Annotated in this window: 22 protein-coding genes; 8 read left to right on the top strand and 14 right to left on the bottom strand. The window is 61.1% G+C overall.

Going from position 1 to position 19,554, the window contains the following annotated elements; genetic code table 11:
* Nucleotides 1–12 precede the first annotated feature (12 nt).
* The 4 genes from NTU39_RS13675 to NTU39_RS13690 all read right to left on the bottom strand — a co-directional run bounded on the left by NTU39_RS13675 (nucleotide 13) and on the right by NTU39_RS13690 (nucleotide 2,672).
* Nucleotides 13–684 carry a cyclic nucleotide-binding domain-containing protein gene (locus tag NTU39_RS13675; protein ID WP_257960021.1) on the bottom strand — a complete coding sequence of 224 codons (672 nt, stop codon included), beginning with the start codon at nucleotides 682–684 and terminating at the stop codon, nucleotides 13–15.
* 254 nt (nucleotides 685–938) lie between these two features.
* Nucleotides 939–1,583, bottom strand: a complete 645-nt coding sequence (locus NTU39_RS13680; RefSeq protein ID WP_150662626.1) for a response regulator — start codon at nucleotides 1,581–1,583, stop codon at nucleotides 939–941.
* Between the two features lie 113 nt (nucleotides 1,584–1,696).
* On the bottom strand, nucleotides 1,697–2,164 hold the full coding sequence (locus tag NTU39_RS13685; RefSeq protein ID WP_257960022.1) for a universal stress protein: 468 nt from the start codon (nucleotides 2,162–2,164) through the stop codon (nucleotides 1,697–1,699).
* 4 nt (nucleotides 2,165–2,168) lie between these two features.
* Nucleotides 2,169–2,672, bottom strand: a complete 504-nt coding sequence (locus NTU39_RS13690; RefSeq protein WP_150662628.1) for a universal stress protein — start codon at nucleotides 2,670–2,672, stop codon at nucleotides 2,169–2,171.
* A 240-nt stretch (nucleotides 2,673–2,912) separates the two neighbouring features.
* Here NTU39_RS13690 and NTU39_RS13695 point away from each other — a divergent pair, with 240 nt between their 5' ends.
* The 3 genes from NTU39_RS13695 to NTU39_RS13705 all read left to right on the top strand — a co-directional run bounded on the left by NTU39_RS13695 (nucleotide 2,913) and on the right by NTU39_RS13705 (nucleotide 5,572).
* Complete coding sequence (locus NTU39_RS13695) at nucleotides 2,913–4,328, top strand: MBL fold metallo-hydrolase RNA specificity domain-containing protein (RefSeq protein ID WP_257960023.1); 1,416 nt, start codon at nucleotides 2,913–2,915, stop codon at nucleotides 4,326–4,328.
* Entirely contained in the window at nucleotides 4,318–4,611 is a 294-nt protein-coding gene (locus tag NTU39_RS13700; protein WP_150662630.1) for a DUF1488 family protein, read from the top strand. Before NTU39_RS13695 ends, NTU39_RS13700 begins: the two co-directional genes overlap by 11 nt.
* Nucleotides 4,612–4,864: 253 nt before the next feature.
* Nucleotides 4,865–5,572 carry a cysteine hydrolase family protein gene (locus NTU39_RS13705; protein WP_150662631.1) on the top strand — a complete coding sequence of 236 codons (708 nt, stop codon included), beginning with the start codon at nucleotides 4,865–4,867 and terminating at the stop codon, nucleotides 5,570–5,572.
* 127 nt (nucleotides 5,573–5,699) lie between these two features.
* On the opposite strand, the gene NTU39_RS13710 is transcribed toward NTU39_RS13705, so the two are convergent.
* Nucleotides 5,700–6,209 carry a DUF4822 domain-containing protein gene (locus tag NTU39_RS13710; RefSeq protein WP_257960024.1) on the bottom strand — a complete coding sequence of 170 codons (510 nt, stop codon included), beginning with the start codon at nucleotides 6,207–6,209 and terminating at the stop codon, nucleotides 5,700–5,702.
* A gap of 143 nt (nucleotides 6,210–6,352) precedes the next feature.
* On the opposite strand from NTU39_RS13710, the gene NTU39_RS13715 reads away from it, so the two are divergent.
* Entirely contained in the window at nucleotides 6,353–7,180 is an 828-nt protein-coding gene (locus tag NTU39_RS13715; RefSeq protein ID WP_150662633.1) for an MBL fold metallo-hydrolase, read from the top strand.
* Nucleotides 7,181–7,187: 7 nt separating this feature from the next.
* On the opposite strand, the gene NTU39_RS13720 is transcribed toward NTU39_RS13715, so the two are convergent.
* Nucleotides 7,188–7,445, bottom strand: coding sequence for a hypothetical protein (locus NTU39_RS13720; protein WP_257960025.1), 258 nt, complete (start codon nucleotides 7,443–7,445; stop codon nucleotides 7,188–7,190).
* Nucleotides 7,446–7,734: 289 nt separating this feature from the next.
* Nucleotides 7,735–8,736, bottom strand: a complete 1,002-nt coding sequence (locus NTU39_RS13725) for a GlxA family transcriptional regulator (RefSeq protein ID WP_257960026.1) — start codon at nucleotides 8,734–8,736, stop codon at nucleotides 7,735–7,737.
* A 50-nt stretch (nucleotides 8,737–8,786) separates the two neighbouring features.
* Between NTU39_RS13725 and NTU39_RS13730 the strand changes: the two genes are divergently transcribed.
* Both NTU39_RS13730 and NTU39_RS13735 read left to right on the top strand, forming a co-directional pair.
* Nucleotides 8,787–9,482 (top strand): DJ-1/PfpI family protein, encoded by a 696-nt coding sequence (locus NTU39_RS13730; protein WP_257960027.1) that lies wholly within the window; start codon nucleotides 8,787–8,789, stop codon nucleotides 9,480–9,482.
* Nucleotides 9,483–9,558: 76 nt separating this feature from the next.
* The gene (locus tag NTU39_RS13735; RefSeq protein WP_150662637.1) at nucleotides 9,559–10,896 is read left to right on the top strand and encodes an MFS transporter; all 1,338 of its coding nucleotides are present in this window, start codon (nucleotides 9,559–9,561) and stop codon (nucleotides 10,894–10,896) included.
* A 237-nt stretch (nucleotides 10,897–11,133) separates the two neighbouring features.
* Here the strand turns inward: NTU39_RS13735 and NTU39_RS13740 are convergent, their stop codons facing one another.
* Nucleotides 11,134–12,060, bottom strand: coding sequence for a LysR family transcriptional regulator (locus NTU39_RS13740; RefSeq protein ID WP_150662638.1), 927 nt, complete (start codon nucleotides 12,058–12,060; stop codon nucleotides 11,134–11,136).
* A 129-nt stretch (nucleotides 12,061–12,189) separates the two neighbouring features.
* On the opposite strand from NTU39_RS13740, the gene NTU39_RS13745 reads away from it, so the two are divergent.
* Nucleotides 12,190–12,906: an SDR family oxidoreductase gene (locus NTU39_RS13745; RefSeq protein ID WP_150662639.1), complete on the top strand. Its 717-nt coding sequence runs from the start codon at nucleotides 12,190–12,192 to the stop codon at nucleotides 12,904–12,906.
* An 89-nt stretch (nucleotides 12,907–12,995) separates the two neighbouring features.
* On the opposite strand, the gene NTU39_RS13750 is transcribed toward NTU39_RS13745, so the two are convergent.
* A complete protein-coding gene (locus NTU39_RS13750) occupies nucleotides 12,996–14,489 on the bottom strand; it encodes a lyase family protein (protein ID WP_150662640.1) in 1,494 nt (497 codons plus the stop codon).
* Between the two features lie 271 nt (nucleotides 14,490–14,760).
* Between NTU39_RS13750 and NTU39_RS13755 the strand changes: the two genes are divergently transcribed.
* Nucleotides 14,761–15,582: an IclR family transcriptional regulator gene (locus NTU39_RS13755; protein ID WP_246184381.1), complete on the top strand. Its 822-nt coding sequence runs from the start codon at nucleotides 14,761–14,763 to the stop codon at nucleotides 15,580–15,582.
* A 32-nt stretch (nucleotides 15,583–15,614) separates the two neighbouring features.
* Here the strand turns inward: NTU39_RS13755 and NTU39_RS13760 are convergent, their stop codons facing one another.
* The 5 genes from NTU39_RS13760 to NTU39_RS13780 all read right to left on the bottom strand — a co-directional run bounded on the left by NTU39_RS13760 (nucleotide 15,615) and on the right by NTU39_RS13780 (nucleotide 19,496).
* Nucleotides 15,615–16,118, bottom strand: a complete 504-nt coding sequence (locus NTU39_RS13760; RefSeq protein ID WP_046293714.1) for a flavin reductase family protein — start codon at nucleotides 16,116–16,118, stop codon at nucleotides 15,615–15,617.
* Nucleotides 16,119–16,200: 82 nt separating this feature from the next.
* A complete protein-coding gene (locus NTU39_RS13765) occupies nucleotides 16,201–16,629 on the bottom strand; it encodes a MaoC/PaaZ C-terminal domain-containing protein (protein WP_257957851.1) in 429 nt (142 codons plus the stop codon).
* Nucleotides 16,626–17,111, bottom strand: coding sequence for an FAS1-like dehydratase domain-containing protein (locus NTU39_RS13770; protein ID WP_150662643.1), 486 nt, complete (start codon nucleotides 17,109–17,111; stop codon nucleotides 16,626–16,628). Before NTU39_RS13770 ends, NTU39_RS13765 begins: the two co-directional genes overlap by 4 nt.
* A gap of 34 nt (nucleotides 17,112–17,145) precedes the next feature.
* Nucleotides 17,146–18,312, bottom strand: a complete 1,167-nt coding sequence (locus NTU39_RS13775) for a thiolase family protein (protein WP_257957852.1) — start codon at nucleotides 18,310–18,312, stop codon at nucleotides 17,146–17,148.
* Nucleotides 18,309–19,496: an acyl-CoA dehydrogenase family protein gene (locus NTU39_RS13780; RefSeq protein ID WP_257957853.1), complete on the bottom strand. Its 1,188-nt coding sequence runs from the start codon at nucleotides 19,494–19,496 to the stop codon at nucleotides 18,309–18,311. Before NTU39_RS13780 ends, NTU39_RS13775 begins: the two co-directional genes overlap by 4 nt.
* Between the last annotated feature and the right edge of the window lie 58 nt (nucleotides 19,497–19,554).

Below are 19,554 nucleotides of genomic sequence, written 5' to 3' on the forward strand. Positions count from 1 at the left end.
AATGTAACGCGATTACTGAACGGCGTTCGCCATTTGACTCAGTCGCTGCGTATCGAGCAGCGTGATTTCGCGTTGGCGTACCCGCAACGCTTCCTGTGCCTGCATGCGGGAGAACATGCGACTGACAGTTTCAAGTTGTAGTCCAAGAAAACTGCCGATTTCCTCGCGCGTCATGCGAAGCAGGAACGCGTTCGGTGAGTATCCCCGCGCGGCCAGCCGCGATGACACGTCCAGCAGAAAACTCGCCAGTCGGGCCTCCCCGCGAGCCGTTCCCAGACGAAGTAATTGTTGTTGTTCACGCACGATGCCCGCGGCGATCAGCCGATGAAGCTGATGCTGCACGACCGGCACCTTCGCGGCAACGGCCTCCAGTTCTGCGAACTGGATTGCGCAGACCTGACTGTCTTCGAGGGCCACGGCTTCGGAGACATATCGGCCGCTGGCAATGCCTCCCAGACCCAGTAGCTCTCCGCCAAGCAGATAGCCTGTGACTTGCTCGCGTCCGTCGGGGTGTGTCAGCACCGTCTTGAACGAACCGGCGCGCACGGCGTAGATGTACTCGAGCGTGTCCCCCGGTCGGAACAGCACTTCGCCGCGGCGAACCGTGCGCCGAACACGTGTCACACCGTCCAGACGGCGGATCGACTCATCATTGAGTCCTTCGGCCAGACAGAACCGGCGCATCAGACAAGTGCTACATCTTGGGCTTGCGGATTCGACGACGTCGAAGGCGCGATGCACCCTCACGTGTTGAGGGGCTTCGACGGGGACGGTGTCCAACTGGCGGGAAATGGCATGCATGGCAAACTCCGGCAATTCAGCATCGTGTCATCACGTCTGAAGTATCGGAGACGAAGCGGGGAAAAAAAATAAGCGACGGGCGCGATCTGATGTCAGCCGGTATGACAGCCTGTAGGCAACGGACTACAAGACGCGCCTCAGAGCTTATCGCGCAGCAGATCGTGGCGGATCGCGTAATGCGCCAGGTCGGTTTGGTTCTTGAGTTGAAGCTTCTGCAGTACGCGTGCCTTGTACGTGCTGACCGTTTTGGCGCTCACGCAAAGGCGACTAGCGATGTCACCCAATGTCAGACCACGGGCAAGCATCAGAAAAACATCGAACTCACGGTCGGACAGTTGACGAAAACTTGGGCCTTCGATGGCGGCAGATGAGAGATCCCGGGCGATTCGCTCCGCCATCGAGGGACTCAGGTAAACCCCACCGTCATTGACCTTGCGTACGGCGCTCACCAGTTCGTTCGGCGCACTCTCTTTCGTCAGATAGCCTGCCGCCCCGGCCTTGAGCGCTCTCACGGCGTACTGCTCTTCGCCGTGCATCGTGAGGACAAGAATGGTCAGGTGGGGAAACGACGCCTTGATCTGCGCGATGAGGTCGACGCCGCTACGCCCGGGCATCGACAGATCGAGCAACAAGACATCGCACGGCGTATCCGCGAGCAGCGCCAGCGCTTGCGCGCCGTTCGAGGCTTCCCCAACGATTTCGATATCGCCGGTGCCTGCCAGAATGCGTTGCAATCCGGCACGTACCAACGTGTGGTCGTCTGTCACGATGATGCGAATCATGCGTCCGCCTTTGGATCGTGTACGTCGTTTCGGGATGTCCATGCCCGGACATCCATGAAATCGATTCTACACGCGCGACTCCCGGGCGGCGCAAGTCTTCGCGCACTGGCGGATTACAACACTTCGGCGAATCCCTCGGTTCCTGGCGGCGGGATAAGAATGACGGGCCGCTGCGCCTGCCGGGCGCAGTTTTCCGCCACGCTGCCCAGCGTCAGACGTCGCACGCCGCGCCGACCGTGGGTCCCGATCACGATCAGGTCGGCCTGACATTCTTGCGCTGCGGCGTTGATCTGAAACGCGACATCGCCGCCGAGCGGCAGGAGTTCACGGATCTCCACGTCGCCCGCGACCTTCTCGTCCTTCAGGCGCTTCGTGGCTTGCTCCCGGATGCTGTTCCCCTGAATTCGCAAAGCTTCGATGAAGGGAAACGGATCCGCGTCGCTGATGTAGGCCACGGGAATATCGACGACAAACAACACATGCAATTTCGCCTTACGCGCTTTGGCAAGCGACAGCGCATAGTCGAAGGCGGTGTCCGCCGTGGGGCTGCCATCGATGGCAACCAGGATTCGTTCATACATGGTGTCAGTTCTCCGCGACAGCAGTCGGTACGCTGGCCGCCCCCGTAGGCAGCGTCGTAGATTCTTTGACCAGCATGACGGGGCGATGCGAGTGCCGCAAGACTTGCTCAGCCACACTGCCGAGCAGCATGCGGCGAACGCCCTTGCGTCCATGCGTGCCAAGGACCAGAAGGTCGGTTTGCCAACGCCGGGCTTCACGAATAATGGCGCCAGCGATGGTGCCGCCCCACGTCCGTAGGTCGATGGAGCGGGTATCCGTTTGAATACCTTCTTCATGCAGCCGCTTGTAAGCGGTGCTCAATATCTCCTGGCTCTCCGCAATCAAAGACTCTCTTACGGCTTCGAGGTCGATGTACGAAGAAAACGCAGATTGATAGTGGGCGAACGGATCGTCGATGACGTTGACGACTCGGACGACGTCGTCCGGCATGGCGAATCGGATCGTTTCGCGCAAGGCGTGCCATGAGGTTTCGCTGCCGTCGATGGCGAGCAGGATTCGATGAGACATTGTGTCGTCCTCGCTGAGTTTGACGCGTTCGGACTGTGCCGCAGATGTCGATCTACGCGGCGACGGTCAATGTTGCGATTAGACGGTAGCCCAACGTCGCCTGAGCGTGCGCTGGCATGAGCCACCTCCTTGACGCACATCAACGTGGCAGGTTCTGAAATCGTGTCTCCAGGTACCGGACGACTATGCTGTGATTGCCCGGCGACATTCCGTTGCCGAGTCGACGCGAGAGGTGCCTTCATGGAATTGAGTTTCCTCGGTGCTGCGGGCACGGTAACCGGATCGAAGACGCTACTTCGCGTCGCGGACAGGAATGTGCTGGTGGATTGCGGCCTGTTTCAGGGTGTCAAGAATCTACGCAACCGCAATTGGGCGCCCCCGCCGTTCAATGTCCGGGGTCTGGATGCGGTTGTGCTGACACACGCCCATATCGACCACAGTGGCTATCTTCCGGTGCTCGTTCGCCAAGGGTATGCCGGGCCGATCTATTGCACGTCCGCGACACGAGATTTATGCGAGATTCTGTTGCTCGATAGTGCGCATCTTGAAGAGGAGGAAGCCGACTTCCTGAACCGTCACGGCAAGTCGAAACACCACCCTGCACTGCCGCTTTTCACGACGGGCGATGCCCGGCGAGCCATTGAGCGATTGACGCCGCGAGCGTTCGACACCCCGTTTGAGGTCTGCCCGGAAGTTCAAGTGACCTTTTGGCATGCGGGGCACATCCTTGGGGCCGCGATGGCTCAGGTGGATGCCAACGGGAGGAGGATTCTCTTCTCGGGCGATCTTGGTCGCACCGACGATCCGATCATGCCCGCACCGGCCAATCCCGAAACGCCGGATTTCCTCGTCCTTGAGTCCACATACGGGGATCGTCTGCATGACCGCACCGATCCCGGGGCTCAGTTGGCGGAGATACTGCATCGGACGTTTGCACGCGGAGGGAGTGTCATCGTCCCCGCGTTTGCCGTTGGACGGGTGCAAAGCCTGCTTTACTGGATTGCCCGGCTGAAATCGGCCGGAGAGATGCCCGATGTGCCCGTCTATCTGGACAGCCCAATGGCGATCAATGTGACGAAAACCTACTCTTCACATCTTGCCGACCAGCGCTTGAGTGCGTCGGAGTGCGCGCAAATGTGCGGCGCAGCCACGTTCGTCACCAGCGTCGATCAGTCCAAATGGCTGGACACGCGCGCGATGCCTTCCGTCATCATCGCGGGAAGCGGCATGGCCACGGGCGGACGTGTCCTGCACCATCTCAAGGTGATGAGCGGCAATTGGCGAAACACGGTGCTCTTCACCGGGTTTCAGGCGCCGGGTACGCGCGGCTCGACCATGGTGAACGGCGGCAGCGAAGTCAAAATATTTGGTGATTACGTTCACGTCAATGCGGAAGTCGTTCAACTCGACACGCTATCTGCTCACGCAGACTACGTCGAAACTTTGAACTGGCTTTCGAAGTTTCGCAAACCGGTGGGCGGCATCTTCCTGAATCATGGCGAGCCTGCCGCAGCCGACAGCTTGCGCAGGCGTATTGCCGATCGCTTTGGATGGCCCTGTCAGGTGGTAGAGCCGATGCAAAGCGTTTGCCTGGATGACAGCACCGTCGCTCCGACTGGCGATTCCTATTTCGATGGCGAACACCGTGAAGATTGAATTCCCGCACGTCGCGCCCGCGTATAACGCAGACGACATGACGATCGAATTTGCTGCGGACTGTGAGCGTAAGCGAATTGTGTGTGCGATCTCAGCGGAAGCACTGGAAGATCATTTCGACGCAAAGTCGTGCCATGTCGATGATCTGATGGTTGCCTTCAAAGCGCACAGAGCTTCCATCGAAAAGACCGCTGAACGCTATCTGCTGTTGTGTCACGGCGCCCCGGTTCTGCTGCGTAGTGGGCACTTTCGATGGAAGTCAGGTCGCAGGCCCGGTGAATAGAAGCCGGAGCGTCTGTGTGAGGATATCGCGCGCAATACCTTCGCCCCAACGAGTTTGGGTGCGTCGGAAATCCGCGTCCGACCGGGTTGTACATTCAGTCTCAGGGCGCATCACAAGTCGCCATGAGCGCCCGATTCCCCAAATCCATTTGTGCAGCGGATGCACATATGATGTGTGCGGCGACATCTGGTCGGTATGGGCGCACGTCCCTAGACTGGGCGCTCCTTTGAACCGACAACCCAGGAGCCTCATCATGACGCATTTGCTACTCAAGACTTTAAAACTCGTAACGTTCGGTCTCTCGCTGTCCGCCGCCGTGTCCGCCACTGCACACGCAGCAGACAAGGCCGCCGCTGCGCCCACCATCCGTGCCATGTCGGGCGCGACACCGATCGACCATCTGGACCCGAAGCGTACGGCCCTGATCGTGATTGATTTCCAGAACGAGTACTTCACCGGTCGTATGCCGATCCCGGATCGTGCACAGGCACTGGCCAATACGAAGAAGCTGATCGACATGGCCGACCGTGCCGGTATCGAGGTCTATCAGGTTCAGCACGTGGCCCCCGCCGGTTCCGCCGTCTTTGCGTTGGGCGGCAAGACCGTCGACTTCGCACCCGGTGCCGAACCGCGTGCTCGCGACACCGTTTTGCAGAAGACGACCGTGAGCGTATTCGCGAGCACCGACCTTGACAAACGCCTCAAGGCCAAGGGCATCGATACGGTGGTGATCGCAGGCCTGATGACGCACGCCTGCGTCGCCGGTGCCGCCCGTGACGCCGCACCGCTGGGCTATCGCGTCGTGGTGGCATCGGACGCGTCCGCGACCCGTGACATTCAGCGCCTCGACGGCACCCGCGTCAAGAGCGCCGCGCTTCATCAGGCGGCCCTCTCGGAGATCGAAGACACCTTCGGCGATGTGCTGACGACGGCCCAGATCCTGAAGTTGCCGCAGCGCTGAAATACGTCTCGCCTCAAGCGGACGGAGGCGACGCCGGGCGTGGCGCTGGTCAACCGCAGCACACGCCTTTCGCCTTGACCAATGCCGGTGAGCGTTATCACCGGCATTGTGTCGATGTCATCACGCATCAACGCGTGGACGTGGACTCTCGCTCGCTGAAGTGAATGCTAAACGAGCCGACATACGGGGTATGGACGACACGAATCGTGACATTCGGATTCCCGTCGACCATGTTCCGTGGCACGACTCTGGAATAGGTAAACTCGTGCTCGTTCAGCACTTCCAGGCGGCGCACCAGCGGCTTGCCCCCAGCGTCGAAGGCGTTGATCTGATGGCGTCGGTCGCCAGTGATGAGAAAGTAGCCCTCGCCGCCCTGAGTGCGCCTCGATAGCCCTGTCGCCGGATCAAAGTATTCAAATCGGTTGCTGCTCGCATCCCAGATCGAAATCCCCACGACGCCCGGGTAACGGTCCATCACGTTCCGAGATCGATCTTCCCCTTCATACACCGCTGTGGTTTGCCAGACTGTCGAGGTCAACGCGGCAGGATCGATGTCTGCCGCACGTTCGGCGTGGGCAGCCGGTAACATAACGGTCGCAAACCATAGCAACAAGCCGTACGTCGATATGCGCTTCATGGATAGTTGTCTGTCTGCCGATTTCGGATCGACATCTATACACCACTTTTCTGCGCATCAAGAGCGTCGGCCCATAGCCCTTTTGTGACGGTGGCCGCGAGGCCATCATCGGGGCGCCCTCCTCTTGTGTGCACACAAAACAAATGAAGCTCAAATCTCAGGGAAAGAACCACGCGTCGTTCGACTTCGGTGAGCTGCAGATCATTGCGCTTCGCGACGGATATGCCGACTTGCCGCCGACTCGCTTGCGCACTGGTTCAGGTGCTCTTCTGAGTACGTCGCCCGTTGGCCTGAAGCTAGTCGACGGACATCTGCGCTTGTCGGTCAATGCGTTTCTGATTATCGACAAGGACGTCTCGGTCCTCGTGGATACCGGCGCATCGAATACTTGGCACGACACGACGGGCACACTTCTGGAAGGTCTGAAAGAGGCCGGTGTGGAACGAGACTCGGTGTCGTACGTGGCGTTGACTCATACCCATGAAGACCATGTCAATGGACTGATCGCGCCCGACGGCTCGGAAGCCTTTCCGAGGCTAAAGCAGGTGTTCGTCGCCAAGGAGGAGATATCCGTCTTCACCGGACGGCTTGCGCCGCTACGCAGCCGCGTGTGCGTGGTTGAAGATGGCGCGCGTATTACGGATCGCGTTTCGGCAATCCGTGCGGTCGGCCATTCCCCCGGTCACACCGCTTACGAAGCGACAAGCAGCGCGGGCCGATTGCTGGCTTGGGGCGATCTCGTTCATGTGCCGTCCGTGCAGTTTTTTCATCCGGACATCGCCTGGGAATACGACGATGACCCGACCACGGCAGTGGCATCGCGTAAATCGCTGCTTCAGCGTCAGACGCAACCGAATCTATATGTGGCCGGTGCGCACCTGGACTTTCCCGGCATCGGACGCGTCACCGAACGCGATGGGGCATTTGCGTTTCACGCTGTCGCCGGGTGCGGCACCGTGCCCTCGCCGTAATTCATGATCACATCAGTTCCCGATACCACGCCGAAAGCGCGTCGCTACCCGCGACGCCGTTGCGCCACAGGCATGCCGTCAATGCGTCCTCAAATTCCTCGGTGCCCTCCTCGAACTTCTCGTGGATCGCGTCGTTCGACAAGTCGTCTCGCAGAACTTCAATGGCGGCTTCGACTGCCTGCCGGGCGCGCTGCGGAAGTTTCGGTAGCAACTCCGTCAGCGCGTTGATTTCAGCCTGTACTTCGCCATCGCTCTTCTTGGCCATGGTGCTTTCCTATCTAAAAACGTACTCAATATAGCAATCACTTTTCCGAACATCGGGGGATGCGGTCCTGGCCCTTCAATGAACGTAGTTGTTTCCAGCTTAATCTCGGACAGGCTTTGGGTTTGCTGGCCGGTATGCACAGCGCCCTGTATGTGTCGACTTGCCTGTCAGTCAGGCACTTGTCGAAATCCTTAATCCCAAGGTATTTGGGTGGGAGAACGGCAAAGCTGCTCGTGACCATAGTCATCAAAGTCGTCGCAAGCACTAAGTGTAATGAAAGTCGCATGATTCACCCCTCAATCCCAAAATGACTTCGAAACGCCGCAGGTGGCAATCCGAATTTCCGTTGGAATGCCCGACGCATTTGCTCTTCCGACGCGAACCCACACCGGTCAGCGATGAGTGAAATACCGCTGGTTGTCGTCTCGAGCATCAATCTGGCCCGCGCAAGCCGTACATCCTGTACGGCAGCGTATGGTGAACATCCCGTGGCAAGCTTAAAGCGTCGCTGAAATGTTTGCGGTGTCTGGCCCATCTCGGCGGCTAGCTCCTCCACACTCCAGCGCTTATTCGGGCTTACGGAGACCTTTGTCATCAACGCGGAGAACTCCTGTGCACCGGCGCTTTCCTGCATCAACAGTGTTTCGCTGAATTGCGCCTGCCCTCCCGGGCGTCTCAGATAGACGACCAGCTTTCTGGCAATCGACGCAGCAACGCCGTAGCCGCAGTCCTGCTCCACCAGCGCCAGCGCGAGATCGATGCCCGCCGTGACCCCCGCCGATGTCCAGACGTTGCCGTCATTGACGAAGATCGGTGTCGTTTGAACGTCGATGTTTGGATAGGCGGCCTGAAGTGCATCGCAACGCCCCCAGTGGGTCGTCGCGCGACGTCCGTCCAGCACCCCGGTGGCCGCCAGCAGAAAGGCACCGGTGCACACAGAGCAGAGCCGCCGGACAGTGGGTTGCGCGAGGGAAATCGCGTCGGTGATGCCAATGTCGGTACAAGCCGCGTCGACGCCGGGGCCGCCCGGAATGATGACGGTATCTGCTTGCGAGAGCCTCTCCAGCCCTTCCTCCACCAGAATGTCCGGTCCTGCGCTGGCATGCACCCGGCCGGGTGTCGCCGTGATCGTCGTCAGTTCGTAAGGCGGATGGAGAACGTCCCGGTTCGCCAGCGCGAAGACCTGCATCGGACCGACCAGATCGAGTGGCTGGTAGCCGTCGTAGACAAGAAAAACGACGCGACGCGTCGGCGGTGACGGAAAAGGCGGGGTTTTTGAGTTTTTTTCCATTCCTCGCTACCTAGAATCGGATCGTTCACTTTCGACGAGAGACCGATGTTATGACGAATGCGCAACTCCGTGTGGGTGTGGTGATGTTTGCGGGCATGACCCAGCTCGATATGACCGGGCCTTTGGAGGTCCTGAGCGCCGTGCCCGGCTGGACGGTCGATCTCGTCGCCTCGACGATGTCGCCGGTACTCTGTGGCAGAGGGTTTGCGTTCACGCCGACTGTCGACTTCGAGAACGCTCCCCAGTACGACCTGCTTGTTGTGCCCGGCGGTCCCGGCGTAGACGACGCGATGCTTGACCCGTCCATCGTCGCGTTCGTGCAGACGCAGGCCGCCCACAGCAGTTACGTGTTCGGCATTTGTACCGGTTCCCTGCTCCTCGCGGCCGCCGGATGCCTGACCGGGCGTCGCGCCAGTTGTCATTGGCAAGCCGTCGAATTCCTGACGTACTTCGGTGTGATCCCGAGCCGGGATCGAATGACGATCGACGGTCGTTTCTTTACCTCCGGCGGTGTGACTGCGGGCATCGACATGGCCCTCAAAGTCGTCGGCGAACTGGCGGGCGTTGACGTCGCACAGGGCATTCAACTGCTCATCGAATACGACCCGGAGCCGCCGTTTCAGGCGGGCGTTCCCGAGACAGCCCCTGCTGCTGTCGTCGAGCGACTTAAGGCGGCCACCACGGCGCGTCGGGAGCGTCGATTGCAAGCCGTACTAAGCGCATCGAAAGCTGCCGGGTTCGCATAACGGCAATGCAGGATTTGATGGCTGATAACGACAAGCGCACCGAAGCGCATACGACACGGCAGACAGGAAGCGTCAAATGAAAGCAAATGACATGGTGTTAGACGATCAGACATTTCCGCACGGCGCGGAAGGGGTGTCCGAAAAGCCGGTCGACTGGCGAACGATTTTCCTGGCTAGTGTTGGCGGTGGACTGGAGTTCTACGACTTCATCGTGTACGGCATTTTTGCCCCTTATGTGGCGAAGTCCTTTTTCCCGACGGGCAACGGGGCGACGTCGATGATCGCGACGTTTGCTGCCTTTGCCGTGGGCTATCTAGCGCGCCCGCTTGGCGGGATCATTCTCGGTCACATTGGGGACAAGTTCGGACGTCGGATGGCCTTCCAGCTTTCGCTCGTGCTGATGACCGCGACCACGGCGGGCATGGCCCTCATGCCGTCTTATCAGTCGATTGGCGTGACGGCGAGCATCGCGTTCGTGGCGTTACGTTTTCTACAGGGCGCGTGTATTGGCGGAGAGTTGCCTGGCGCGATTGCCTATGTTGTCGAGTCGGCCCCCAGGAAAAGCGGATTGGCATGCGGGGTCATGTTTGCTTGTGTGAACTCGGGGAGCCTGCTGGCGGCCATCGTCAGTATCGGTTTGCACGCCTGGCTGACGGACGCGGAAATGCTGGCCTACGGATGGCGGACGGCATTTCTCGTGGGCGGCGCACTCGGGGCTGCCGGTGCGTTGATGCGTAGCGGACTCAAGGAGACGGCACTCTTCTTGTCGATCAGACAGCACAAGCGCACGAAGCTTCCGGCGGTCGAGGTCTTGCAGCGTCACTGGTTTCAGGTCATCGCCACGATTGGCATCGTCGGGCTCAATCAAGCCCTCATCGCACTGCTGAGCGTCGCGATGGTCCCATATCTGACGCAAGTCGCAATGTATTCGCCCGACGTGGCAAGCAAACTTGTCATGTTCTCCATTGCCACCTTGTCGATCTTCATCGTGATCGTGGGGTATCTCAGCGATTTCCTTGGTAAGCCGACGCTTTACCTGATCGGGGCCGTGATGATTTCGGCGGGCGGCTATCCGTTCTATGTCACGGTAGCGAACGGTGCCATCAGTCCATATCTGCTGTTTGGCGTGGCGGCACTGATCGTATCGCTGATTGCAGGAACGTTCGGTTCGCTGGCTGCCGACCTGTTTCCAACGAACCTGCGGTTCAGCGGACTTGCCATTGCCTACAACGCCGCTGCGGCGCTGCTCGGGGGATTTACGCCGCTGGTGACTTCATTGCTGACCGGCCTCACACAAGACCACGCCGCGCCGGGCATTTTCATCGCTGCGGTATCGGTCGTCGGTGTGGTTTCGGTCGTCGCGATTCTTGTGGCGAAACGGCGGAATGGTGGTGGCAAGGCGACCCTGACCTAAGCGCAATGCGGCTGAGCACGCACTTGTATTTGTCTCAGTTTCGGATGTTAAGGCGAATGCCGATACTTCATTCACCGACTGACGCGACACGTCGAAAGTCGACACACCCACCGAATCACGGATCAAGGAGAAGACATCATGAACCCGATCGTCATTGCCGCTGCCCTCTATGGTCTTGCAGGATCAATCGCCAACGACATCATTCGTTTGCTCCACTGACTCCTCCTCGCTCCTTCCTCACTCCGGATAAAGCGCAGCGCACACCGCCATGACCTGCGCGCGAAGCCAGCACTGCGCGGGGTCATGATCGAGGCGGGGGTGCCAGATTGCCGAGACGTTGAATTCCGGTGCTTCGATTGGCAGAACAAATGACTGCAAGCCTTGTTCCGCCGCATAGTCTGGCGAACGCGAATGGCCCAGACAGGAATGGGGAATGACTGTGAGCAGGTCCGACTGGCGCACCAGTTGCATCGCACTCGTGTAGGACGGCACGACGATAGGCAGCGCCCTCCTCCGCCCACCAAGTTCCAATGCCGCGTCGACCGGATTTTCAGCGTCGCCGGTGCGTGAAACCATCGCATGGCCATACGCCAGCCATCGCTCGATGGTGATCGGCTTCTTGCCCCGCAACGGATGCCCCTTGCGGCACACGCCGACATATCGGTCGCGGAAGAGCCGACGCGCGCGCACCTCCGGTGCCGACACTTTGACGACGCCAATTTCCAGATCGATCAAACCCTCCCGCAACGGCTGCGCGTTCCAGTCCGGCTTGGGCGCGAAGCGCAACTGCACGCCCGGCGCTGCACGATGAATCCGTTCCACCAACGCCGCGCCAAGCAAGTCGATGAACCCTTCCCCCGCTCGCAACGTAAAGCGCTGTTCGAGCGTGGCCGGATCAAATCGATATTCGGCCCGACTCAGTACTGCTTCGGCTTCGCGGGCCAGTGCCGGGATGCGTTGACTCAAACGCTCCGCGTACGGCGTCAGCACGAGCGTTCTCCCTGCCTGCAACAAGAGGCGGTCGCCGGTCGTCGCGCGCAAGCGTGTGAGCGTCCGGCTCATGGCGGACACACTGATTTTCATGCGCTCAGCCGCTTTCGTAACGCTACGTTCGCTCAGCAGGGCATCCAGCGCAGTCAGAAGGTTGAGGTCGATACGTGACATTCGCTCAGGATAAGCCAAAATCCGCGACGGATGGCGTCAGACGCAAACGATGATTGCAGGTGAGGCGTCTTGTGCAACCGAAGGGAGCGCTGGAAAATTCACCAGGTCAACCCGTCAAGGAAGAACACCATGCATAAATCCATCGACTCCGTACCCACCATTTTGCTCGTTGGCGCGTCGCGCGGCCTCGGGCATGCGATGGCCGTCGAATTCGTCGAGCGCGGCTGGCGCGTTGTGGGGACGGTACGAGCGGGCAGCCACGGCACGCGCCTCCACGATCTGGCCGCCGCGCACCCCGAACAAGTCGACATCGAGACGCTCGATATCACGCGCCCGGAGCAGATCACGGCTCTGCGTGAGCGGCTTGATCAACGGAAATTCGACATTCTCTTCGTCAATGCGGGAACGACGAACCCCGATCCGACGCAGACCATCGGTGAGGTGTCGACCGAGGACTTCGTGGACCTCATGATCACCAATGCGTTAAGTCCGATGCGGGTCGTAGAACGACTGTGCGACCTTGTGCCCACGGATGGTCTCATCGGCATCATGTCGTCGGGGCAAGGCAGCATCGCGGATAACGAATCCGGCCAGCGCGAACTCTATCGCGGCACCAAGGCTGCGTTGAACCAGTTCATGCGCAGCTTTGCGGCACGTCAGGCAGCGGCCACGCAGCGCGCCATGTTGCTCGTCGCACCGGGCTGGGTGCGTACCGAGTTGGGCGGCCCCGAGGGGCGACTGTCGATTGACGAAAGTGTCCCCGGTGTCGTGGACGTGCTTCTCGCGAAACGTGGGCGACCGGGGCTGGAGTATCGGGATTACCGGGGGCAGACGGTTCGCTGGTGATAGCGACCTCCGCACCCGAGTCGCATGCGTCTAAATGATATGCCGGACGACGCGGCGATCGTCCGGCAATGGCGACGGCTTCTCAAGCCTTAATTCGCCGTCAAATACTTCCGAAAATCCCCGTCCAGCGACGCGAGCGACCGGTCGATCGTCTGACGATGGGTATCGATCCACTTGCCGTCGGCGCTAAGTTCGCTATCCGTGCGCGCCAGCATGCGCTTCATTTCGGCCGGTTGCGGGCCACCGGACGTTGCACGATGTTTGACGATGGCGACCGGATCGAGCGCCGCGCGGAATTGCGCCTCGCTCATCGGTAGGTCTCCCCCGCTCACCTTCATCTCACTGAGCGTCTGCTTGAAGATGCGCTGCGCCTCGACGTAGGGAAACTGGCTTGGACGCAGGTCGTTGGCCTTGGCGTAATCGACGATCTCCGACGCAAAGTGATGCCCCACGCGGAATGGCAGTCCGTAGTCGCGCATCAGCACGTCGGCGACTTCCTGCGACGCCGTCCAGTCGCTGTCGAGTTCGTCGAGCGCGCGCTGCGGATCGATCACCAGTGCGTTGAGCACACGATCCCAGCGCTTGAGCAGCGCCGTCGTTTTGTCGAGTACCGCCATGTTTTCGTCGATGTGCTTTGCATCGCTCATCCCGGGCGGGATGTTGTGCGCGGTGATCGCACGCCCGACGCCGAGCGTCACGACCATCGACGCCGCCGTTCGGGTGTCGTTGAGCAGCCCAGGGTTACGCTTTTGCGGCATGGCGCTGGAGACGTAGGTGTTGCCACCGCCTTCGCGCAGCAAGATCCACGGACGTGGCTGCGCGTACTGCACCATCACATCCTGCACAAACGCGGAGGTATGCAGCGCAATGCTTGTCGACAGTGCGCCAATCTCCACCGGCAAGTCCGTCGCCGCGATCTGGGCGGCATCGTACGCGTTGTCGACCTTGTCGGCGAAGCCGAGTGCGTGCGCCATCTTGTCGCGATCGAGCGGCCAACTGGTGCCATTGAGCACGGTGGTGCCCATCGGCGACAGATCCACCCGTGCATACAGCTCATGCAGACGTTGAGCGTCTCGCTGCAATCCGGCCACATGACCCAACAAATAGTGCCCGTAGCTGTTCGGCTGCGCTGCGACGCCATTCGTATAGTTGGGCACGACGGTCGATTCGTACTGTTGCGCGAGCCGGCGCAGCGTGGCGGTCGTCGTACGCAATTGGGCGGCGAGGACGAGCAACCGGTCGCGATACATTGCAGCGCGCACTGTCGCGAGCATGTCCTGGCTGGAGCGTCCGGCATGCAGCAGTGTCGCTTCGACGCCCGCCGCCTTGATCAGCAACGGTTCGAACGTGATCACCAGATCCGGACGCGCGCCGCCCGGCTGATCGCCCGCGCGCAGCACCGTATCGAGTCCCTGAGCGATGTGCGGCGCCAGCTTCGCATCCAGCAACCCCTGGCGAGTGTTGATGACGAGCGACGCCTTGTTGATTTCGCCCAGCCAGAAAAACGCGTCTCGCTGAGGCGCCGTCGCCGCCGTGGTATCGGTTGAGGTCTGCGCCATGCCCGGCGCGCAAAGCATCGTCATAAGGCACACTCCTAGTCCGGCAATTCTTGTCTTGCGCACTGCGTGTCTCCTGATCCTGACGGCGTCCGAAGGGGGATCGGCGCCGATGTTTTGTGCAGTCGACCACGATACTCTGGTCGACGTTTGCGCGCCACATTCGGCTGCGCCGATATAGTAGGATCTCAATATTGCGCTCACTCCCCTGCCCCATTTCATCGTGCCCACGAAAAGCGTCGAAATAGCGCCCAAGTCCGCCAATGCGAAAGCCAAGGCGGGCGCCTCCGGTCAACCCGTGAAAGCTGCCAACAAGGTCACTGGGAAGCCCGTCGGCAACGCACCGCCGCTCGGCACTCAGAGCGTCCATCGGGCCGTGACCGTTCTGCGAGAAATCGCCGCGCACGGCATGAAGGGCTTGCGCCTGTCCGACATTGCCGACGCGCTCTCGCTCGAACGTCCGACCGCCCACCGTATCGTCAAAGGACTTGTCGCGCAGGGCATGCTGATGCAGAACCGGGAGACGCGGCACTATCATCTCGGCCACGTCGTCTACGAACTGGGACTCGCTGCGTCGCCGCATTTCAGCTTGCGCGAGCTTTGTCAGCCCACACTGCAAACACTGGCCGACAAGTCGGGCGATTCCGTCTTCCTGATGGTGCGTAGCGGCCTCGACGCCGTCTGCATCGATCTGCTCGAAGGCAGCTACCCGATTCAGACGCGCACGCTGGAAATTGGCGGTCGACGCCCGCTGGGTGTCGGTGCGGGCAGTCTGGCCCTGCTCATCTCGCTGCCGCCCGACGAACGCGAGCGTGTCATGTCGACCAATGCAGGACGTCTCAATACGTTTGGCAATTTCACTCAGTCACGACTGGAAAAGGCGATTGCAGCATCGACGGACGCCGGCTATGCAATCAACGAGGAAGATGTGCTGCCGGGCGTGTCGGCCATCGGGTTGTCGATCCGTCCGCGTCAGGGTGCACCGTATGCGGCGATCAGCATTGCGGCTATCGAATCGCGGCTTTCCGGCGCGCGACGCATCGAGATGGCCAGACTCCTGCAAAAAGAAGTGCGCGCGCTGGAAAAGAAGCTGGACGCGGAATCGCTCCTCTGGGAATAACGCGGCGAGGCAAATAGCTCGCCGCCCCTCCATTAGCCTAGCGCGATATCCGGGTGTGGCGTGGGCACCCCATACGCCCCGCCTGCATACAGCAGCGGCACCCGGTCACAGTGATGCAGATCCATCACCTCGCCGACAAAGATGAAATGGTCGCCGCCCTCGTACTTGAAGGCGAGATCGCATTCGAACCACGCCACACACCCGTCGAAGAGCGGCATGCCGCCACGGCCGCTGCGCCACTCCACGCCTTCGAAGCGATCCGGCACCGGAGACGCGAACCGCGCTGCGAGCGGCATTTGATCTGCACACAATACATTGATAGCAAAGCGTCCCGAGGTCTCGAATACCTCCAGACTGCGCGAGCGCTTATTGATGCTCCAGAGCACGAGTGGCGGCGAGAGCGACACGGAATTGAATGAGTTTGCCGTCAGCCCCACCGGCGTGCCGTCGGGCATGGTGGTCGTGACGATGGTCACGCCGGTGGCGAAGCGCCCCAACGCGTGACGAAAGTGGCTGGCATCGAACGTGGTAGTCACGGAAGCCTCCTCGAAAGACGTCAAAACGATCTCTGTTTGTCGTGCCCGGCGTCGCCGACGCACGACAGCGCTTGCAACCTCTTCAGTGCGCCAACGTCGCGGCCACCACGGCAGCACCACTGGCGACCGTCTTTTCGCCGACGCGTGCCACGATCTCGCACCGCAGACGCTGACGTCCGTCGCCGCCGGGGGCGCTGTCTGCCACGGTGCCCGTCACGACGACCACGTCACCCGGTCTCACCGGCGCATTGAAGCGCGCCTCGATGTCGACGATGGCCGCCGCCGGACCCGCCCAGTCCGATACCGCGCGCCCCATGAATCCCATCGTGAGCATGCCGTGGGCGATCACGCCGCCCAGACCAGCCTCTTGCGCATAGTGCTGGTCGTAGTGGATACGGTTGTAGTCATCCGACGCACCCGCATATCTCACGAGCTGCGTGGTCGTCACCGCCGGAATCGAAAGCGCGAAGGTGTCGCCTACGCGCGCCTGCAACAGCGGCTTCTCGTTCATGCCAGACTCCCCGACGCGACTTGCTGCGCCGATCGATAGACGGTTGTGCGGCGCACCGTGAACACGCATTCCCGAGCCACGCCGTCGTCGCCTATCCGGTAGCCGGACATCACCTGGCGCATCAGCGACATTGCACCGCGCGCGCCTGTCTTTTCGTCGACGCCGACGAGCTGGAGGCGGCATTCGAAACGCATGCCCGCCACGATGGGCTGAGCGTAGTGAAACCCCATCTCTCCGGCGACGATGCGACGCCGGTCCAGCGTCGCCATCCAGGGGGGATCCTTCGGGGCGCGAAAGCAGGTCGGAAACGTGGGCGGTGCCACGATGCCGTCGTAGCCGTGTCGACGCGCGAATCCTTCGTCGCGATACAGCGGGTTGTCGTCTCCGATCGCGTCTGCGAACTTGCGAATCGCCCCGCGTTCGACTTCCACCAGAAACGGCGGTGCGCTCGTGCCAATCAGAGAATGGTCGATCTCTGTCATCGTCACACTCCTCATTCGTCGCTTGCGGGCCGCCTCACTCGACACGTTCGACAATGGTCGCCGTACCGAGTCCGCCGCCGCAGCACATCGACTGCAATCCGTACAGACCACCGCGCAACTCCAGCTCGTCGACCAAACCGGCCATCAGGCGTGCCCCCGTCGACCCGAGCGGATGCCCCACTGCGATGGCGCCGCCATTCACATTCACTCTCGAGAGATCGGGCTTGATCTCGGCAAGCCATGCGCCCAACACCGATGCGAAGGCCTCGTTGATCTCGAACAGATCGATGTCCTCGAGCGCCAGCCCGGTACGCGCGAGAATCTGCTGTGTCGCCGGAATCGGGCCGGTGAGCATCATTGCCGGATCGACGCCGACAACGAGCTGCGCACGCAATACGGCACGCGGACGCAAGCCGTACTCACGCGCCTTCGCGGCCGTCATCAGCAGCACGGCTGCTGCGCCGTCGGACACCTGGCTGGCGTTGCCTGCGGTTACCCTGCCGTCTTCACGGAATGACGGTTTCAGCGAGGCCAGCTTTTCCAACGAGGTATCGCGTCGTACTCCTTCGTCCCGCGTGAGGGGCTGGCCATCGGCCCCGGCTATGGGCAGAAGCTGGCGCGAAAACCTGCCGGCGTCGTGCGCCGCTGCGCTCAGTGCATGACTGCGCAGCGCCAGTTCGTCCAGATAGGAACGTCCCAGCTTCCAGTGCGCGGCGATGCGCTCGGCTGCTATGCCCATAGAGGGCATCGAAAACCGCTCCACCAGCGACTCGGGATAACGGCGTCCGTAACGTGTGTCGTCGTTCCCGCCTTGCGTTGTGGACATGAGCTCTACGCCACCCGCGATGACCACGTCGCACGTGCCACTACGAATCAGGTTGTCGGCGAAGTGAATGGCCTGCTGCGACGATCCGCAGGCACGCTGCACGGTCGTTCCCGGCACCGTCACCGGGAAGTCGGCCATCAGCAACGCGGTGCGGGCAATGTTGCCAGCCTGTTCGCCCACCTGCGTCGCACATCCGGCGACCACGTCGTCGACATCGCCTGCTGGCACGCCGTTGCGCACCAGCACTGCACTCAGGACCTGAGCAAGCAGCGCCGCAGCATGCCATTCTCTGAGCGCGCCATTGCGACGCCCGACAGGCGTGCGCACGACGTCGACGATGACCGGCTCCCGGTCGGCAAGCGCACTGGCTTTCATTCGCCTGACTCCCCGGACGTCGGTGCCCACTGGCTGTTCTTGCGACCAAGCAGGTGCCCGGCGATCATGTTTTTGTGAATCTGCAGGGTGCCGCCGTAAATCGATCCGCCGCGCACCTCGCGATACAACCCTTCGACGGGATACTCCGCCATGTAGCCGTAGCCGCCGAGAAGCTGAATAGCGTCGTCGCAGATTTCCTTCGCGGCCTGTGCGACGTAGACTTTTGCCACCGACGTCTCCAGCGGCGACGGCAGTCCGCTTGCGGTGTTCGATGCCGCACGGTAGGTCAGCATCTGGGCTGCTTCGAGCTTGACCTTCATGTCGGCCAGCATCCATTGCAAACCCTGGAAGTCGGCCAGTTCGCGGCCGAACTGCTTACGCTCCTGCACATACTGCAACGCGAACTCGAACGCCGCCTGCGCGGAGCCGAGCATGCGCGAGATGCTGCCCAGCCGCTCCACGTTGTACACGCTGATCAGCTTCGCAAATGCACGACTCTCCGCTAGGATGTTCGCCTTCGGCACGCGGCAGTCGTCGAAGTACAGCTCATACTGCCGTTCGCCAGCCATGTTCAACGTCCCGCCGCTGCACGAGAATCCGGGTGCATCGTGCGGCACCATGATCGCGCCGATGTCGCTCGCACGGCCGGTGTTGCCGAAGCGGCAATAGAGCATCGTGTAGTGATGCCCTTTTGCCGCGCTGATGAAGATCTTCTGGCCATTGATGATGACGTCGTCGCCCTCGATGCGCGCGCGCGTCTTCATTGCCGTGGCGGCCGATCCCGCATCCGGCTCGGTGATGCCGATCGACACGCCGATCTCGCCGCGTGCGACACCGCCTACGAAACGCGTCTTCTGCGCCTGCGTGCCCAGCTCCAGCACGGCGCCGATGGCGCCGGTGGAGGTGCGGTGCGCCAGACCGCCCAGCGTGGAGTCGACACGCTGAATGGTCTGGATCAGCAGCAGGGTCTCCAGCAGCGGCAGGCCCATGCCGCCATACTCCTGCGGCATGTTCAACGCCAGCAGTCCGGCTTCGGCCATCTGTCGGCGTAGCCGTTGCAATGGCGCGAAGTCGCCCTTGGTCTCGGCCTCATGCGCCTCCTTGGCGAACGGGAGCAACTGACGACACAACTTCTCGGTGGCATCAATCAGTTCGCGCTGCGATTCGGTGAGCTGAAAATCCATGAAAACTCTCGAAGTCTTGGTTGACGGGATAGGTCCGGTGTATCCAACGTATAAGCGC

The sequence above is a fragment of the Pandoraea commovens genome (assembly GCF_024704525.1).
GTDB classification, from domain to species: Bacteria; Pseudomonadota; Gammaproteobacteria; order Burkholderiales; family Burkholderiaceae; genus Pandoraea; species Pandoraea commovens.